This is a genomic window from Phytohabitans houttuyneae (assembly GCF_011764425.1).
GTDB classification, from domain to species: domain Bacteria; phylum Actinomycetota; class Actinomycetes; order Mycobacteriales; family Micromonosporaceae; genus Phytohabitans; species Phytohabitans houttuyneae.
The window spans coordinates 1,490,961-1,505,801 of record NZ_BLPF01000002.1 but is presented as its reverse complement, the minus strand read 5'-3'; the positions used below and the strand labels follow the sequence as shown (position 1 = coordinate 1,505,801).

The 14,841-nt window shown below is 71.4% G+C and carries 15 protein-coding genes and 1 pseudogene; 5 read left to right on the top strand and 11 right to left on the bottom strand.

The features are described from left to right. Together Phou_RS30230 and Phou_RS30225 are read left to right on the top strand one after the other, a co-directional pair. Positions 1 to 513, top strand: coding sequence for a MarR family winged helix-turn-helix transcriptional regulator (locus Phou_RS30230; protein WP_246273962.1), 513 nt, complete (start codon positions 1 to 3; stop codon positions 511 to 513). Then, the gene (locus Phou_RS30225) at positions 510 to 917 is read left to right on the top strand and encodes a carboxymuconolactone decarboxylase family protein (RefSeq protein ID WP_173062119.1); all 408 of its coding nucleotides are present in this window, start codon (positions 510 to 512) and stop codon (positions 915 to 917) included. The genes Phou_RS30230 and Phou_RS30225 overlap by 4 nt, the downstream gene beginning before the upstream one ends. A gap of 49 nt (positions 918 to 966) precedes the next feature. Here Phou_RS30225 and Phou_RS53210 read toward each other — a convergent pair whose 3' ends face one another. The 6 genes from Phou_RS53210 to Phou_RS30205 all read right to left on the bottom strand — a co-directional run bounded on the left by Phou_RS53210 (position 967) and on the right by Phou_RS30205 (position 5,529). Continuing rightward, positions 967 to 1,203 (bottom strand): hypothetical protein, encoded by a 237-nt coding sequence (locus Phou_RS53210; RefSeq protein ID WP_246273961.1) that lies wholly within the window; start codon positions 1,201 to 1,203, stop codon positions 967 to 969. A 10-nt stretch (positions 1,204 to 1,213) separates the two neighbouring features. After that, positions 1,214 to 1,414 (bottom strand): hypothetical protein, encoded by a 201-nt coding sequence (locus Phou_RS53205; protein ID WP_246273960.1) that lies wholly within the window; start codon positions 1,412 to 1,414, stop codon positions 1,214 to 1,216. Positions 1,415 to 1,424: 10 nt separating this feature from the next. Further along, positions 1,425 to 1,622, bottom strand: a complete 198-nt coding sequence (locus Phou_RS53200) for an alcohol dehydrogenase catalytic domain-containing protein (RefSeq protein WP_246273959.1) — start codon at positions 1,620 to 1,622, stop codon at positions 1,425 to 1,427. 148 nt (positions 1,623 to 1,770) lie between these two features. Continuing rightward, positions 1,771 to 3,963 carry an AfsR/SARP family transcriptional regulator gene (locus Phou_RS30215; protein WP_173062115.1) on the bottom strand — a complete coding sequence of 731 codons (2,193 nt, stop codon included), beginning with the start codon at positions 3,961 to 3,963 and terminating at the stop codon, positions 1,771 to 1,773. Between the two features lie 49 nt (positions 3,964 to 4,012). Beyond that, positions 4,013 to 4,858, bottom strand: coding sequence for a hypothetical protein (locus tag Phou_RS30210; RefSeq protein ID WP_173062112.1), 846 nt, complete (start codon positions 4,856 to 4,858; stop codon positions 4,013 to 4,015). Further along, entirely contained in the window at positions 4,855 to 5,529 is a 675-nt protein-coding gene (locus Phou_RS30205; protein WP_281365097.1) for an Hsp70 family protein, read from the bottom strand. The genes Phou_RS30210 and Phou_RS30205 overlap by 4 nt, the downstream gene beginning before the upstream one ends. Before the next feature lie 126 nt (positions 5,530 to 5,655). On the opposite strand from Phou_RS30205, the gene Phou_RS30200 reads away from it, so the two are divergent. Then, entirely contained in the window at positions 5,656 to 5,841 is a 186-nt protein-coding gene (locus tag Phou_RS30200) for a hypothetical protein (RefSeq protein ID WP_173062106.1), read from the top strand. A gap of 194 nt (positions 5,842 to 6,035) precedes the next feature. Here Phou_RS30200 and Phou_RS30195 read toward each other — a convergent pair whose 3' ends face one another. The 5 genes and pseudogenes from Phou_RS30195 to Phou_RS30175 all read right to left on the bottom strand — a co-directional run bounded on the left by Phou_RS30195 (position 6,036) and on the right by Phou_RS30175 (position 10,307). Continuing rightward, complete coding sequence (locus Phou_RS30195) at positions 6,036 to 6,572, bottom strand: helix-turn-helix domain-containing protein (protein WP_173062103.1); 537 nt, start codon at positions 6,570 to 6,572, stop codon at positions 6,036 to 6,038. 138 nt (positions 6,573 to 6,710) lie between these two features. Beyond that, entirely contained in the window at positions 6,711 to 6,980 is a 270-nt protein-coding gene (locus Phou_RS30190; protein ID WP_173062100.1) for a hypothetical protein, read from the bottom strand. Between the two features lie 538 nt (positions 6,981 to 7,518). Beyond that, a complete protein-coding gene (locus Phou_RS53195; RefSeq protein WP_246273958.1) occupies positions 7,519 to 8,322 on the bottom strand; it encodes a hypothetical protein in 804 nt (267 codons plus the stop codon). Positions 8,323 to 8,441: 119 nt separating this feature from the next. Further along, positions 8,442 to 9,212: pseudogene (locus Phou_RS55775) on the bottom strand (Hsp70 family protein); the annotation flags it as partial. Positions 9,213 to 9,659: 447 nt separating this feature from the next. Further along, complete coding sequence (locus Phou_RS30175) at positions 9,660 to 10,307, bottom strand: RICIN domain-containing protein (RefSeq protein WP_173062091.1); 648 nt, start codon at positions 10,305 to 10,307, stop codon at positions 9,660 to 9,662. Between the two features lie 309 nt (positions 10,308 to 10,616). Here Phou_RS30175 and Phou_RS30170 point away from each other — a divergent pair, with 309 nt between their 5' ends. Both Phou_RS30170 and Phou_RS30165 read left to right on the top strand, forming a co-directional pair. Beyond that, positions 10,617 to 13,403, top strand: a complete 2,787-nt coding sequence (locus Phou_RS30170; protein ID WP_173062088.1) for a helix-turn-helix transcriptional regulator — start codon at positions 10,617 to 10,619, stop codon at positions 13,401 to 13,403. Between the two features lie 174 nt (positions 13,404 to 13,577). Continuing rightward, on the top strand, positions 13,578 to 14,666 hold the full coding sequence (locus tag Phou_RS30165) for an amidohydrolase family protein (RefSeq protein WP_246273957.1): 1,089 nt from the start codon (positions 13,578 to 13,580) through the stop codon (positions 14,664 to 14,666). Positions 14,667 to 14,841: the final 175 nt, after the last annotated feature.

Here is a 14,841-nt window from a genome sequence, read left to right as displayed (position 1 = left end):
ATGCCTGCCTCACCCGCCTCGAGCCGCCCCGATCCGCCGATCGACGACGAGGCGCCGCAGCGCCCCACTCTGGGACCGGGGCCCGACTCCGAGCTCACGTGGCTGCTCCACCGGGCGGCCCAGCGGATGCACGCACTCGTCGGCGCGGAAGCAGAACGCCACGGCCTGTCGCTGCGCGACCACATCGTCCTCAGCGCTCTGCACAAGACCGCCGATCTCACCCAGGTCGAGCTCGGGCAAGCCCTCGGCATGGACAAGACGACTCTTACTGCGGAGATCGACCGGCTCGAGCGCATGGAACTCGTCTCACGGCGCGTCAACCCGCGAGATCGGCGGGCCCGCATCATCGCCATCACCCCGAAGGGCGATGCGGCGCGGGCGGCGATCGCTGCCGGCGCCGAAGCTCGTGAGGCCGACGCTGTCCGGCCCATCCCGGCGGCCGAGGTCGCACAGCTGCGACGGGCCCTCTACGCCATCATCGGCTCGGCCGAAGACCCGGGATCGTGCATATGAACGCTTCCGAAGACGTGGCCGACCGCATCACCGCCGGCCGCGCCGTGTACGCCCGCAACCTCGGCGTGCCAGAGGACGAAGCCGAGAGCATGCTCGCGGCGCGAGCTGGCGCACAGTACGCTCGGGAGGCCTTTCTCGCGGCCGGCGGACCCGGATGGTCCGGAACGGAACTGACCGACCGCGACCGCAGCGTCGCCGTCATTGCCGCCCTCGTCGGCCAACACGTCGTCGATGCCCGGCTGATCACCTATCTGAACGCCGCACGCGCCGCCGGTGTCACGGAAGAGGGCTTGGCCGAGTTGATGATGCTGCTGACCGCCTACCTCGGTCAGCCGGCGGCATCGGTCGCCATGGCCGCCGTCCTGAGCACGGCGCCACGACCCGGCGCGGTCACCACCGACTGATGCCGGACCCATCGATCAGCGACCCACTGACCCGGCCTGACCTGCAAGATCAGATTGTAAACAGCTCACTATCGTCACACGTCAGATGAGCGTCGATCGCCAGTCCGTAGGTGGCCGCGCCTGCGGCGGACCTACGACGGACACCAGCGTGCCTCCGGCTCGGATCAGCCTGCGGACCGCTTCTGAACGTCGCCACCGATGACATCAAAACCAGATCGACCCTGCCGCCGTCTTCCAGCGCCTCGTTCTCAAGGTCGACGAAGTCCTGCGCACCGTAGTCGAGCACCGCCTGGCGGTCAGCGGCGCGTCCGGTGCCAACAACGTAGGCGCCGGCCTCGTGCCAGCTGCGTCACCACCGACCCGACCGCGCCGGCCGCGCCGTGCACGAGAACGCTCTGCCCGACCTGAAGACAGCCGTGCTCAAACAGTCCCTGCCACGCGTTCAGTCCCGAGATCGGCAGGCTCGCGCCCACCGTGAAGTCGACGTCGCCGGACAACGGCGCGAGGTTACGCGCCTCGACGGCCGCATACTCCCGCCAACGTGCCGTCGCGATACCAGTCCGTCAGGCCGAACACCTGCTGTCCCACCGACAGTCCCGTCGTACCATAGCCGACAGCGGTGACCACACCGGCCATCTCGTGCCCACGGATCGACGGCGTGCGGTCGTGGTCGAGACGATCGCTCCACGTCGAGGAGCACGTCAACTCCGTCGGGACAAACCCCGACGCACAAACCTCAACGGCCGCCCGTGCCGGTTAGTGCATCCACCCGTAGCGTGCTACGGCTACGTTGCCGCTAACGGTCACCCGACCGTACACAGCCTGGGCCTGTGTGCCGACTTCGCCCGGTCGGTCAGCGTCTCGCGTTCCTGGTCAGCGCGTCCGCGGCGCGCTGGTGAACGGCGGCGTTGACCGGGTCGAGGCGGGCGGCAGCGGCCAGCAGATGGGCAGCCTGTTCGGGGTGGGCGTCGGCCAGGGTGGTATAGGCGTCGATCACGTCGCGGCGCGCCGCTTCCCGGTACGGGGCTAGCCATGGCCAGGTTTCGCCGGTGGCGAGTTCGTCTCGGTAGAGGCTGACGACTGCTCGCAGCGCGGTGTCGCGGGCGGAGGGGGTCACTGCCGTTGCGGCGTGGGCGACTTGATCGTGTGAGCGCCAGAGGTCCACGTCGACGTGGCCCGGCAGGAGGTGGTAGCGGCCGGCCGTGCGACCGAGTACCGGCAAATCGGTGGCGTCGGAGAGGCTGCGACGTAGGTCGTAGATCGTGGTGTGCAGGTGTTTGCTGGCAAGATGCGGTCGCTGGTGGGGCCAGAGGGTTTGGGTCAACTGCGCGGTGGTCAGGCCGGCCGGGTGGATCGCGAGTAGGACGAGGGTCTGCAGGCCGGCGCTGCGGCTGATAGTCACCGGGCGGCCGCCGGCACTGACTGCCACCGGTCCGAGTAGGCGCAGCGACACACCTGCGGGGTCCGCGGCGGGACGTTGCTCGCTGGCCGCTGCCGGTTGGCTCGGGTCGGCGGCCGGTGGCGGGGGCGATGGGGTGGATGCGTGTTGAGCCAACTCGAGCAGGTCGGCGGCCGCGGCGGGGGTCAGGACGGTCAATCGCAGGCCGGCCGGTGCGGCGTCGGGCACGACACCGTTTGCGTCCACCGGCCAGGTGGTGCCGGTCGACCAGCCGCCCAGCAGCATGGCGGTGATGCCAAACCGATGGCCGAGGGTGAGCATCACCGCCAGCCGGGACCGGGTTTGCGAATCGGTGGGCGCCGCGGTCAGCAGTAGCAGCGGTTCATGGTCGGCGATACTGGCGGCGGCGCTGCCTGCGCTGCGGTCCAGCACGGTACGGTCCAGGATGGACAGGGCGGCGGTCAGGTTGTCGGTCACCTGTATGTCGGGCCGAGAGTGGATGGTAGGGCGGCCGAGCAGCGTCTGCAGGTCGGGGCTGGTAGTCAGCAGTCGGACCGGTCCCGCCAATACGCCGGCGAGTAGGCAGGCGGCCACCACGCCGCGTGCCGCGTCGAGGCCGCCCGGTCCGACTAGCCCGACGCCGCCGGCGGGTAGCTGGCCTACCTGCACGGGCATCAGTCCGGCCTGCCCGATCACCACTCCGCCGACGGGCTGGGCGAGGTCGGGCTGCTTCTGCGGGGAGAGGGTCGTTGGTGGGTGGGCGGCCTGGACCGCGGCGACGGTGGCCGGCAGCGGTGTCAGGTCGGCGTCCTGCCGAGCGCGGCCGGTGGGCGGGTGTGGTTGGTAGCGGTGTCGGCGACGCCACCAGATCAGTGTCGCTGCGCCGGTCACGGCGTCGGCCACCGGTTCGGGTAACCAGCCCCGACCGGGCAACTCCACCCCGGCCGCGGAGTGGGCTGCGTCGATGGGTTGCGGCCCGGCTGGTGGCAACATGGCCGGTGTGGCTGTCGTGGACAGTGGCTGGTCGACGGTCGCTACGACACCGACGTCGACTGCGGGTCCGGCATTCAGGGTGGGAGTGTTCATGGTCAGGGCCGCGGCGCCGAACATGCCACCGACCAGCCCTTGCATCGGTGTAGGAATCGGCATGCGGGGCAGCCACGCCGCCACTCGCCGGATCCGGGTAACCACTTCGACCAGCAGCGCGTAGACCAGCATCAGCCAGAACAGCCAGCCGATGATGGCGCTGGTGGTGACGATGGTTGGCCAGGTCAGCGGCTCGGCCAGCCACGCCTGCAGCTGAGTCTGGGTAGGCCAGGGCGGCAGCGGCCAGCCGGCCCACCACACCAACCCGACCGGCAGACCGACCAGCAGCGCCATCGCTCCGGCGACTGACGGCAGCGCCTGCATTGCGTGCCGCCACCGCCGACGTGGATGCAGAAACACCAGGTAGACCAGCCCTGCCCAGACCGCCCAGACCGCCACCGCTGTGGTCCCCGCGGTCAGCGGCTGCTGCAGCCACTGCTGCAGCTGCGCCTGGTCGGGCCGGCTTGTCGGCAGCGGCCAGCCTGCCCAGCCGATCAGGGCTGCGGGCGGGCCGGCCACCAGCAGGGTCCGCCATCCGATGCCGAACGCGTTCCTGGCCACGGATTACCCGCCTCGACCAGAGCTGCCGGTGGGGCTGGTGCACGGCGGGCTAGGCATCGGTGGCCCACGGGTCTGGATGGAATCGCAGGTGCCACAACCGCTGCAGCCACCAGCAGGTGACCGCTGCCACGTAGAGGGCGGCGAGGATGCCGGTGGTGTGGATGTCCGCCATGGCCATGCTCAGCGCGGCCAGCGGCGCCACCACCACCAGCCGGTACAGCAGCGGCCGTACCAGCGCCAACCCGGTGCCGATGCCGATCAGGAACCCGCCGGTGCGTTCTACCGTGCTGGCCGGTCCGCCTCCGGAGACCATGTAGTGGTTCGCGGCGCTGACCAGCAGCATGCCGGCCGCCGCCGGGATCGTCGACAGGACCGGAAACCCCAGCCAGTGATGCCATCCAGCAGCCGGTGCCCGGGAACGCGCCGCGGCCAGGACGCCGGTGCAGACGGCCACCACGCCCAACGGCAGCGTGCACAGCAACGCCCAGCGCAGGAACGACTCCAGCGGCGCGACCAGGTACACCGAGGCGCCAACGCCGTAGAGGGCGGCGATGAAAGAGCCGAGGATGGCCGCCACGACCAGGCCGCCGCCCATCCGGACCGCCTCCGAGCTGACCGGTCGCCGTACGCCGGCGTTCGCGGGCAGTACCGCGCCGAGCACCGCGGCCCCGCACAGGCAGGCCACCAATGCCAACAGGCAGGCCAGGCCGAGCTCGCCCCAGTTCATCACCACCGCAGGCGTCTGGGCCCTGTCGCTGCCCACCGGTCGCACAAACTCTTCCGGATAGCGGAACCGGACGCTGAGGAACTCGATCAACAACGCCGCCGATCCCAGCGCCGGGACCAGCACGCCGAGCAGCCGCCGTAGCGGCAGGTCCGGCAGCCAGGCCGTCACCGGCCACAGGGTGCCCGCGCCGGCCGGTGGCCCGGCTGCGCCGGCAGCGCCGCGTGCCGCCGCGACACCCGGATCGGGGACCGTGTGTATTGCGCGGCCCAGCCTGGCCCCCACGGCCTGTGCCGCCTGCGGCATCGCCGCGCCGCCGCCGGCCAGGTAGGCCCCGCGAGCTGGGCGGGTTGCAGGTTGGCGGCCTCGACCGCGTCCGCGGTCAGCACGGCGGCACGGTCCCACAGCGGACGCGCCTGGGCCTGGACGGTCGCGGCCATCAACACCGTTGGTGGCTGCGGCGGCGGCATGCTCACTGTCACCGCGCTCTGGGCCGACAGTTGCTCCTTCGCCGTCCGGGCGGCCGCCATCAGGGTCCACCATCTCGGGTCTGCCGGGGTGCCCCGTCCTGGCGGGCTCAGGCCGTCGAGGCTGGCCGCCACCTGCTCGTCCAGCTGCAGGCCGCCCGCGGTCGGATCCTCCAGCGAGGACACCACCTCGAAGCCGTCCACGCCGTGGTGCAGCACCGTGGCTGCTACTCCGCCGCCCAGGTCACACACCGCAATGTTCGCGCCGACCGGGACCGGGCTGAGCGCATGCACCAGGTTGGCGACCGCGACCGGTGCCGGCACCAAGCGCACCATGCCCAGACCTGCGCGGTGCGCCGCCTGCCGTAACAGCATGGACCGGCGGGGCCCCAACCGGCCGGCACGACTAGCCGCACATCCGAGATCGGGCCGCCCACCACCAGGCCCGCTACCTGCGCGACCTGCCGCAACGGCTCCGCGACGACATCAACCCCCGCGACCGTGACCGCGCCGCTGCTGATCGCCTCCTCGCGGATCCGCCGCACAGGTGAGGGCACAAACAACCCTTCCACCGTGGCGACGGCCTGCTGCCAGGCGTCCTCGCCGGCGACCATCCGGCCGTTCGGGCGCACGAACACTGCGCTGGACAACACCGGCCGGTCATCGAACCGCAACACCTGCCACTGACCATCCGGCCACACCAAAACCGCAGCCGTGGTGACACTGCCGCAGTCAATGGCCAGGCGTACCTCCCCAGGGGGCATAGACCACAGTCATACCACCCGACACAACCGACCGTCACCCCGCCCGCCCGATCAGTAATCAGCCGGCAGGTGCTGACCCGCGCCGATCGGCCCAGCGGTCCGACACCGCCACCGTTGCTACGGGCGGCCGATGGTGTGTCCCAGTGAGCGCAGGCGGCGGGCCCACCCGGCGACGGTGTGGCGGGGTACGCCGAAGTGCTCGGCGACCGCGGTGATCGAGCCGGTCTGCCGGTACACGTCCATGACCTCGTCGGCTTCGGGCATCCGCCGGTACGCGCGGGTGCCGGTGTTTTCGGCGCCGCGTTTGGTGGCTTTCTTCGCGGCGGACCGGGTGGTGGCTTTGGCCGTCGCTTTCTTGGCCGCGGTCTTGCGGGCACGGCGGCGCGGTGCGGGCGCGACCTGTTCATCGACGGTCTCGGCGACGGGTGGCAGAGCGGCCGGCGGTGCGGGTGCGGTGAGTGCGCGCACCAGCAGGTCGAGGTCGACCGGTGGCAGGTCGGCCGGGGCGAGGCCACCGCCGCTGGCCGCGCGCACGGTGAGCTCGGTGATTCGCGTCTGTCCGGTGGAGATGTCCACTCGCACGGTGGTGTGTGCCGCGGCGCCGGCGGCGGCGCCGCCGTCGTCGGGCCTAATGGTGATGACGAAAGTGCTCACAGGCGGTCTCCGTCCGGTCAGCGCGTACCTGCGCGGTGTCCAAGCATTGTGTCGCTTGCTAGCCATATTGGACGCCGCCGAGCCGGATTCGGTCGCAGGAAAGACAAGGTCGCGGCACAGACCGGCGATCGTCCTGCCTCATCGCTCTCGATAGTTCTGAACCTCCCAGCGTCCCTGGCCCTCATAAAGGGCGTAGACGCGGCCGAGAACCTCCTGGGCTTCCTGCTCGGATTGGTACCGCTGCTGGGTCTTTCGACGATCTCCTCGGGTCTCCCGGGCCGTAACCTCCCACCAACCACGGTCCCGGTCGTGATGTAGCTGCACCTGCACCAGGACGCCGGGCGTACCGGGAATGGGCTCGTGGCTGATCAGGTTCGCCTGTTCCACCAGCTTGGCAAGCCTAGCCATGATCAACAGTTTAGAACATGCGTACGAAGCGTTGTCAAGGTGCAGCTACGCGCTTTGCACCTGGGCGAAGCGGCTCCGAGCACCGTCCCGACCACGGCGATAACCGCCACGTGGCCAAGCGCTTCGTCGTTTTGCACCCGAGCCGAACGCCGCTCCGACATCGCGGGCAGGCCGAACGTGTCCCGTCGCCCGGCACGAGCAACCGCACGGTTCTCCCCGGCAGCCCCGCCCTGGACCCAGAGAACACGAATGAGCAGCGGTGAGCAGTCGCAACCGGGCGCGAAGACGCGCTCCTCCCCCGGCCTTCCCGCTCGGCAGGGTCCCGGGTCACCGGCAAACCACGCCCGATCACCGCGACAGACGGCAACGCCGATGGAGGCGCCTTGCGACGAGAGCGGCAAGGATGGACCAAGCACCGACCGAGTGCATTACCAGTGCAACGCGCGGACCGCCGGAATAGCGGCGGCAATCGGACATCATGATCGCGCCCCCCGTTCCTCGCCCTGGATGCAACACCGATCGTCCGGTTGGTGCGCGGCTAGCGCGGCGGCTGCCATGCCACAGGCGGTCGGTAGGCCAGTTGCCACAGCCGTTGTGCCCACCACACGGTGACCGCAAGCACATAGATCACGCCGAGGACGCCGGTGCTGTCAGGGCTAGTCAGCAGCGCGGTCGCGGCGCCGAGCGGGGCGGCCACCACGACCCGGTAGGGCAGCGGCTGCGCCAACGCCAAGGCCGCACCGACACCGATCAGCAGGCCACCGAACCGTGCCGCTGCTTCGACAAGCGGGGTGTCGGTCCAGTGCCAGAACGTGTAGTGGACCAGCAGCATGCCGGCGGTGGCCGCGATCACCGAGCTCATCGGAAACCGTAGCCACACGTGCCAGCCCACCGCGGGTCGTCGTCCCCATCGCGCTACTGCGATCGCCGCGACCGCCACCACGGTCGCCAGCGGCAGCAGCGGGGTCACCGCCCATTTCAGGAAGGGTGCGGCCGGCGCCACGATGTACTCGGCCGCACCCACCGCGTACAGGCCCGCCGCTGCCACGCCAATCACCAGCGACGCCAGTAGGCCGCCGCCCATCTGCACGCCATCGGAGCCCGCCGGCGCGCGTACCCCCGCATTGACTGGCAGCACCGATGCCAGCAGAGCTGCCGCACACAGGCAGGCCACCACGGCGAGGGACCCGGCCATCGCCAACTCACCCCAGTTGATTTTGTAGTGGAAGTCGCCCGGCCCGAAACCTCGCACACCAGGGCTGTAGTCGCGGTACCGGTAGACCTCGTTGTCCCGGCCACCGGCACGTGCCTTGATCGCGACGAAGTCAACAAACAAGGCCAACGAGGCAGCAGCTGGCACGGCCAGCGCGAGGAACCGTCGAAACGGCGGCACCGGCGGCCCGATATCCTGCATCGCCCGGTCGGGCTGACGAGCGCAGGGCCGTAAGCCGCCGCGGCGCCGCGCACCGCCACCACGCCGGGCTCGTCGGCCACCAACGGTTCGCGGCCCACCGCCTCGCCGACCGCCCGCGCCGCGGCCGGCATCGCCGCGCCGCCACCGGCCAACACCACGGTCACCTGCTCAATGCTCAGCTCGGCGGCCGCGACAGACTCGAGCACCAGCTGTCCGGCCCGCTGCAACACCGGAGCGGCGAGCGCGTCCACATGCCCGGCGGTCACCACGATCGGCGGATACGGTGCTGGCCGCTGCACGGTGACCGCAGGCTGCGTCGACACGGCGGCCTTCGCCGCTCGGGCCGCCGCCAGCAGCTGCCATCGCACACCGTCCGCAGCCAAGCCTGCCTCCGTCCCACCGGGCCGGCCGTCCAGGCTCGCCGCTACACGTTCATCAATTCGTAACCCGCCGGCATCTTGGTCGGTCAATGTGGACAACACCTCAAAGCCGGCCGATCCGCGGCGCAGCACCGTCACCTCGGCCCCGCCGCCAATGTCACACACCGCCAGGTAGGAGCCCACCGGGACATGCCCACCGGACGCGGCCAGGTGCTCGGCGACCGCGACCGGCGCCGCCACCAAGCTCACCTCCCCAGCCCGCTCGCCGGGCCGCCCGCCGCAACCACGTGCACCGAACCGGCCCCCAAGAAGCCGGCACCACCAGCCGAGACTGCTGTACCGGCACCCCGGCGACCCGAGCCGCGTCAGCGGCCAACCGCGCCAACGTCGCCGCGACCAAATCCACGACAGGTACCTCACGACCGGCCAACAGCACATGTTCCTGACCCGCGAGCCGAAGCGGCGACGGCTCGAAGCCGTCCGGTGCCACGGCCGCCGCCTGCCAGGCCTGTTCACCGGTCGCGATCGTCCCGTCCGTGGACACATGAACGGCGCTGGACAACCACGGAACACCGTCAGGATGCAGCGGCAGCCAGCCACCGTTCGGCCAGACCACCACACCAACTGTCGTCACGCGTCCACAATCGACCGCCAGCCGCAGACCGTCCGTACGCATAGATACCAGTCATACCACCGCCGGCTACCTGAACAGTGTCATCACGGTCCCGAACTGTCGGTCAAGTTCCCGCGGAGCTACGCCTGCCAGGCCCGCCAGCCTCGCGAGATCCTCATCGGGTTTGTGTCCCGGGCGTGATCTCGTCGCGAAGGGGTTCTGCGGTGGCTAGCCGAACCGCGGTGGTGGTGTCGTAGCTCGCACAGGTTAGATCAGCGCGGGCAGATGCCTCGATCTGGAAGATGTTTCTCGGATTGGTGTGCGGTTTCCGGCTCGCGCCACCGGCATCCCGATGGGTTTGGGACACCGGTGGCAAAAGCTTGGCGACGACAGGGACGGCTATGGTGCGTACGTCCGCCATTTCTGGAGGTCGTTGAGCTGGCACGGCTGTTGCCAGATGGTCGCCCCGCGGCCCAGACGGCGTCGGCTGACACACACCCGTTGGTCATCAGGTTTCTGATGCGGTATGCCTGGTCGGCGGCGTATGACAGCTCCACGGCCCACAGCTGCATGTCGCCGCCCCAACAGTCCATCTGCTGAAGGGCGACGCCGGGCGCCGGGTTGCCCCACGGGACGTCGAGACACTTGTTGCTGTTGACATTCCATAGCTCGTAGTAGTCGAACGGATCGATCCGCTTGATGAAGACCTGGCGCCATTGCTGTGGCGTCCCGCCGTAGCAGTCCCAATTCTGGATGCGGGCTCCGCTACCGGTACTGCCATACGCGACGTCGATGCACAGGTTCCAGTGGGCGTTGAAAAACTTGTAGGTCTGGTCCGGCGCTGCGGTGGCGGGCGTGGCGTGCAGCACGGCGGCCGCGAGTACGGCCAGGATGGCCGCCCATTTGGTGATCTTCCGCATTTCTCTCCTCCATCGACGAATTGCGGCTGACGCTGGACCGGACGCCGTGTGGGTGGGTGTACCGGTCCCCGCAACCCGGGCAGGGGACGGCGAGGCCACGCCGTTGCGAGCGGGCTGATTCGGCGAGTCCTGCGAAGGTTGCATGCGCGTGGCGATGACGCTAAGGAGTCAAGCCCGTCCGGCCATCCGCAGAATTACTCGGTCGGGGTACTCATCTTCTGAGCAATCCACTGTCCGGAATCTTCCGGGCGCCCCACAGTCGGTAGCGGGAGCGTTCAGGGCCTGCTGCGGTGGTCCTACGATGGCGCTGTGTCCGGGTTCGTCGGTCGGGAGCGGGAGTGCGGACGCCTCGCCGCGCGCCTGCGCGCCGCTGTGGACGGCGCCGGCTCGGTGGTGCTGGTCGGCGGTGAGCCGGGGGTCGGCAAGACCCGGCTGGCAGCGGAGGCGGCGGCCGTCGCGCGTGGCCTCGGGATGATGGTCGCGTCCGGGCGGGCCACTGACGACGAGGGCAGCCCGCCGTATCGGCCGCTGAGCCAGGTGCTGCGGGCGCTCGCTCTGCCTGATCCGCTGGGTGGCGACGCTGATGCGGACGAGCGGGTTGATGTGGCGGCGCGGGAGCGGTTCCGCCGGTACGAGGCGGTGACCGAGGCGCTGCGTGCCGCCGCCGCCCCCAGTGGCCTGTTCGTGCTGCTCGACGACATGCACTGGGCCGACGCCGGCACGCTCCGCCTGCTGGTGCACATGGCCCGTGAGGTGGCGGAGCGGCTCGTGCTCGTCGCGACGTACCGGACGACGGAGACGGCCGCCAGGGTGGCGCTCGGCGAGTCGCTCGCCGCGCTGGCGGCCGAGCCGGTCGTGGAGCGGATCGTCCTCGGCGGACTGTCCGAGCAGGAGGTCGGCCGGCACCTCGATGCGGTCACCGGCTTCGCGGTACCGGCAGGGGTGGCCCAGGCCGTACATCGGCGCACGCACGGCAACCCGTTCTTCGTCGGCGAACTCGGCCACCTGCTGACCGGCTCGCTGAGCGCGGACGAGCTGCGGCTCCCCGAGGGGGTCCGCGACGCGGTGCGCGCCCGCCTCGCCCGGCTGAGCCCACCCTGCCAGCGGGTTGTGCGGGCCGCCGCCGTGCTCGGGCCGGCCTCGGACGCGGCCGCGCTCGCCGGCGTGACCGGGCTCGACCTGGCCGAGGTGTTCGCCGTCCTGGACGAGGCGGCCGCCGCCGGGATCCTCGCCGCGGTGAGCACCGGCTTCGCCCACGACCTGATCCGCGAATCGGCGGCGACCGAGGTGCCGACCGCCGAGCGGATGCTCCTGCACGCCCGGATGGCCGCCGCCCTCCGAGCCCGCCCGGATCCCGAGACGCACGCGATACGGATCGCGTACCACCTGGTGGAGTCGCTGCCGATGGGTGACGCGGCCGAAGCCGTGGCCTGGGCGCGCCGGGCCGGCGACCACGCGGCCGGGCTCCTGGCCTGGGAGGAGGCCTCCACCTGGTACGGCCGCGCGCTCGACGCCGCCGACGCCGTGCAGCTGCCGGCCGCCGAGCGGACCGCGCTGCTGACCGACCGGGCCAAGGCGCAGGTGCGCGGCTATGACATGGACAGCGCCCGCGCGTCGTTGACCGCCGCCGCCGGCATCGCCCGCGACTCGGGTGACGCGGAGGGGATGGCCCGGGCTGTACTCGTAATGGAAGGTGTTTCGGACTACCTGTGGGACCCGGTCGGGCGTTCGCTGGCCACCGAGGCGCTCGAAGCGCTCCCGCCCAGTGACAGCGGCCTACGCGCCCGCCTGCTCGCGCAGGCGGTGGTGATGGACGCGTGGCGGCAGACGGCCGACGCTGGCCCGCGGTCGCTCGCGGCGGTCGAAATGGCCGAGCGGATCGGCGACCGGCGGGCGCTGGTCGAGGCGCTGCGGGCCCGGCAGTTCGCGGTCAGTTCGCCGGCCGGCGCCGAGGAACGGCTGTCGCTCGGCACCCGGCTGCTCACGATCGGCCAGGACGGCGACGACGACGCGCTGCTGTGGGGGCGGCTGTGGCGGTTCGATGCGTACGCGCAGCTCGGCGACCTGCACGCGGCCTCCGCCGAGGCGGACGCGGTGGCCGCCATCGCCGAGCGCACCCGCAGCACGCTGGTGACCTGGCACGCCATCCGCTCCCGGGCCGCGGTCGCCGCCGCGCGGGGCGAGTTCGGCACGGCGATCGCACTGAGCGAGCGCAGCCTGTCCCTGGCGCGGCGGTCCGGCAGCGAGGGATCGACCCGCCCCTCGATCGGCGTCCTGCTCGGGCTCTGCGCGCTCACCGGCGACTACTCCGCCGCGCCACCGGAGGCGTCCTTCCCCGGCCTCGACAACGCCGCGACAGGCTGGCTGCGCGGTGCCCTCGCCCGCTGGAAGCTCGCAGCCGGCGAACGTGACGAGGCGGAGAGCCTCTACCGCGGGCTGCCGCCGCTGGACCAGATACCTCCGTTCGTCCGCCTCCCGGCCGTGGCCGGCCTCGTGGAGCTGGCCGCCGAGTTCGCCGACGTCGCGGCCTTGGCGACCCTCCACGACCTCTTGCTGCCGGACGCTGACCGGTTCGTCTGCGGCGGCGCCGGCGTGATCATGATCGAGGGCTCCGCGCGTACGCCGCTCGGCATCGCCGCCTCCGCGCTGGGCCACCACGACGACGCGATCACCCAGCTGCGTGCGGCCATCGACGCCAACCAACGCGCCGGGATGCCACCGGCCGCCGCGACCGCACGCTACCGCCTCGCCCAAGCGCTGCTACGCCGAAACGCTCCCGGCGACAACGACGAGGCGACCGTCCAGAACACCGCCGCCGCCGCCGCGGCCGAAAGCCTGGGCATGCGCCCCCTCGCCAGGCAGGCGGCGGCCCTGCTGCCCGGTGCCGGGGCGCCGGCCGACCCGCTCACCCCGCGCGAGCGGGAGATCGCCGGGTACGTGACGCGGGGCATGACCAACAAGGCCATCGCCGCCAAGCTGTACCTGTCCGAGCGCACCGTCGAAACGCACGTCCAGCGGGTGCTGACCAAGCTCGGGCTCGCCAACCGCACCCAGGTCGCGACCTGGATGGCCGGCCGCGACCGGGCGGGTACGTAATCCGGATCCGTACTTCCACGGATCCGCGCACAGCACCCGCGGAAGCATCCTGGCGCACATGCCGATCACCGTGCTGCGGGCCGGCCGCCTCTTCGACGGCACCGGCGCCCCACCCATCGACAACCCCGTCGTCGTCATCGACGACCAGAAGATCCTGTCCGTGGGGCCGGCGCCGTGCCCGACAGCGCGGCCGTCGTCGACCTGCCCGGCGCCACGCTCCTACCCGGACTCATCGACACCCACGTGCACCTCGCCTTCGACGCCTCGCCGGACCCGGTGGCCGCGCTGGCCGACCGGGACGCCGCGCAGACGTTCGCCGCCATGTGTGCCGCCGCCCGGCGGGCCGCCCGCGCCGGAGTCACCACCGTGCGGGACCTCGGCGACGTCGACTACCTCGCCCTCGGCGTACGCGCCGCCGCCCGCACCGACCGCACGCTCCCCGAGGTGCTCGCCGCCGGCGTACCCGTCACCACGCCCGGCGGGCACTGCCACTTCCTCGGCGGGGCGGCGTCCGGAGTGCACGGCGTCAGAGCAGCCGTACGCGACCGGCACGAACGCGGCGTCGACGTGATCAAGGTGATGGCCAGCGGCGGCAACCTCACCCCGGGCAGCCGGCCGGAAGCCCCGCAATACTCCATCGAAGAGCTGCACGCCCTCGTCGACGAGGCGCACCGGCTCGGCCTACCGGTCGCCGCGCACGCGCACGGTGCCGCCGCCATCATCGACGCGGTCGCGTCCGGTGTGGACACTCTGGAACACGCCTCGTTCATGACCGCCGACTCGGTCGACGACATCCCCCACGGCCTGCTCGACGAGATCATCCGCCGGGGCGTGACGCTCAGCCTCACCCTCGGCCTGCGGCCCATCGAGGGCTTCGCCATGCCGCCCGCGATGGCCTCCCGCCGCCCGAAGCTGACGGCGAACGCGGCCGCGATGCACGCGGCGGGCGCCCGCATCGTGGTCGGCACCGACGCCGGGATCGCTCCGATCAAACCCCACGACGTACTGCCAACGGCACTGGCCCACCTCGCCCAGCTCGGCATGACCCCCGGCGAAGCCCTGCACGCGATCACCGGACGCGCCGCCGAGGCGATCGGCCTCGGCGACCGCAAGGGCAAGATCCTTCCCGGGTACGACGCAGACATCCTCGCCGTCAACGGCGACCCGCTGCACGACCCGGCCGCCATCCACCGCATCGCCGCCGTCTACCTGCGCGGCGCCGCGTTGGCCACTCCGTTCGCCGCTTCAGCGGTCCAGCCGTAACCCGCCCGCGCCGCACGGCGCCGGCGGCGCGGTCTGGCGGCGCCGGCCCAACGCAGAGCGCCTATGCCATGGGCGACCGGACGCCCGCGTACTGGCTGGTAGCCGGCCGCCCCTGCACCACCGCGACCACCGTCATCCAGAACGCGATAAAGGTGCCGGTCGCGCTGCTCAGATG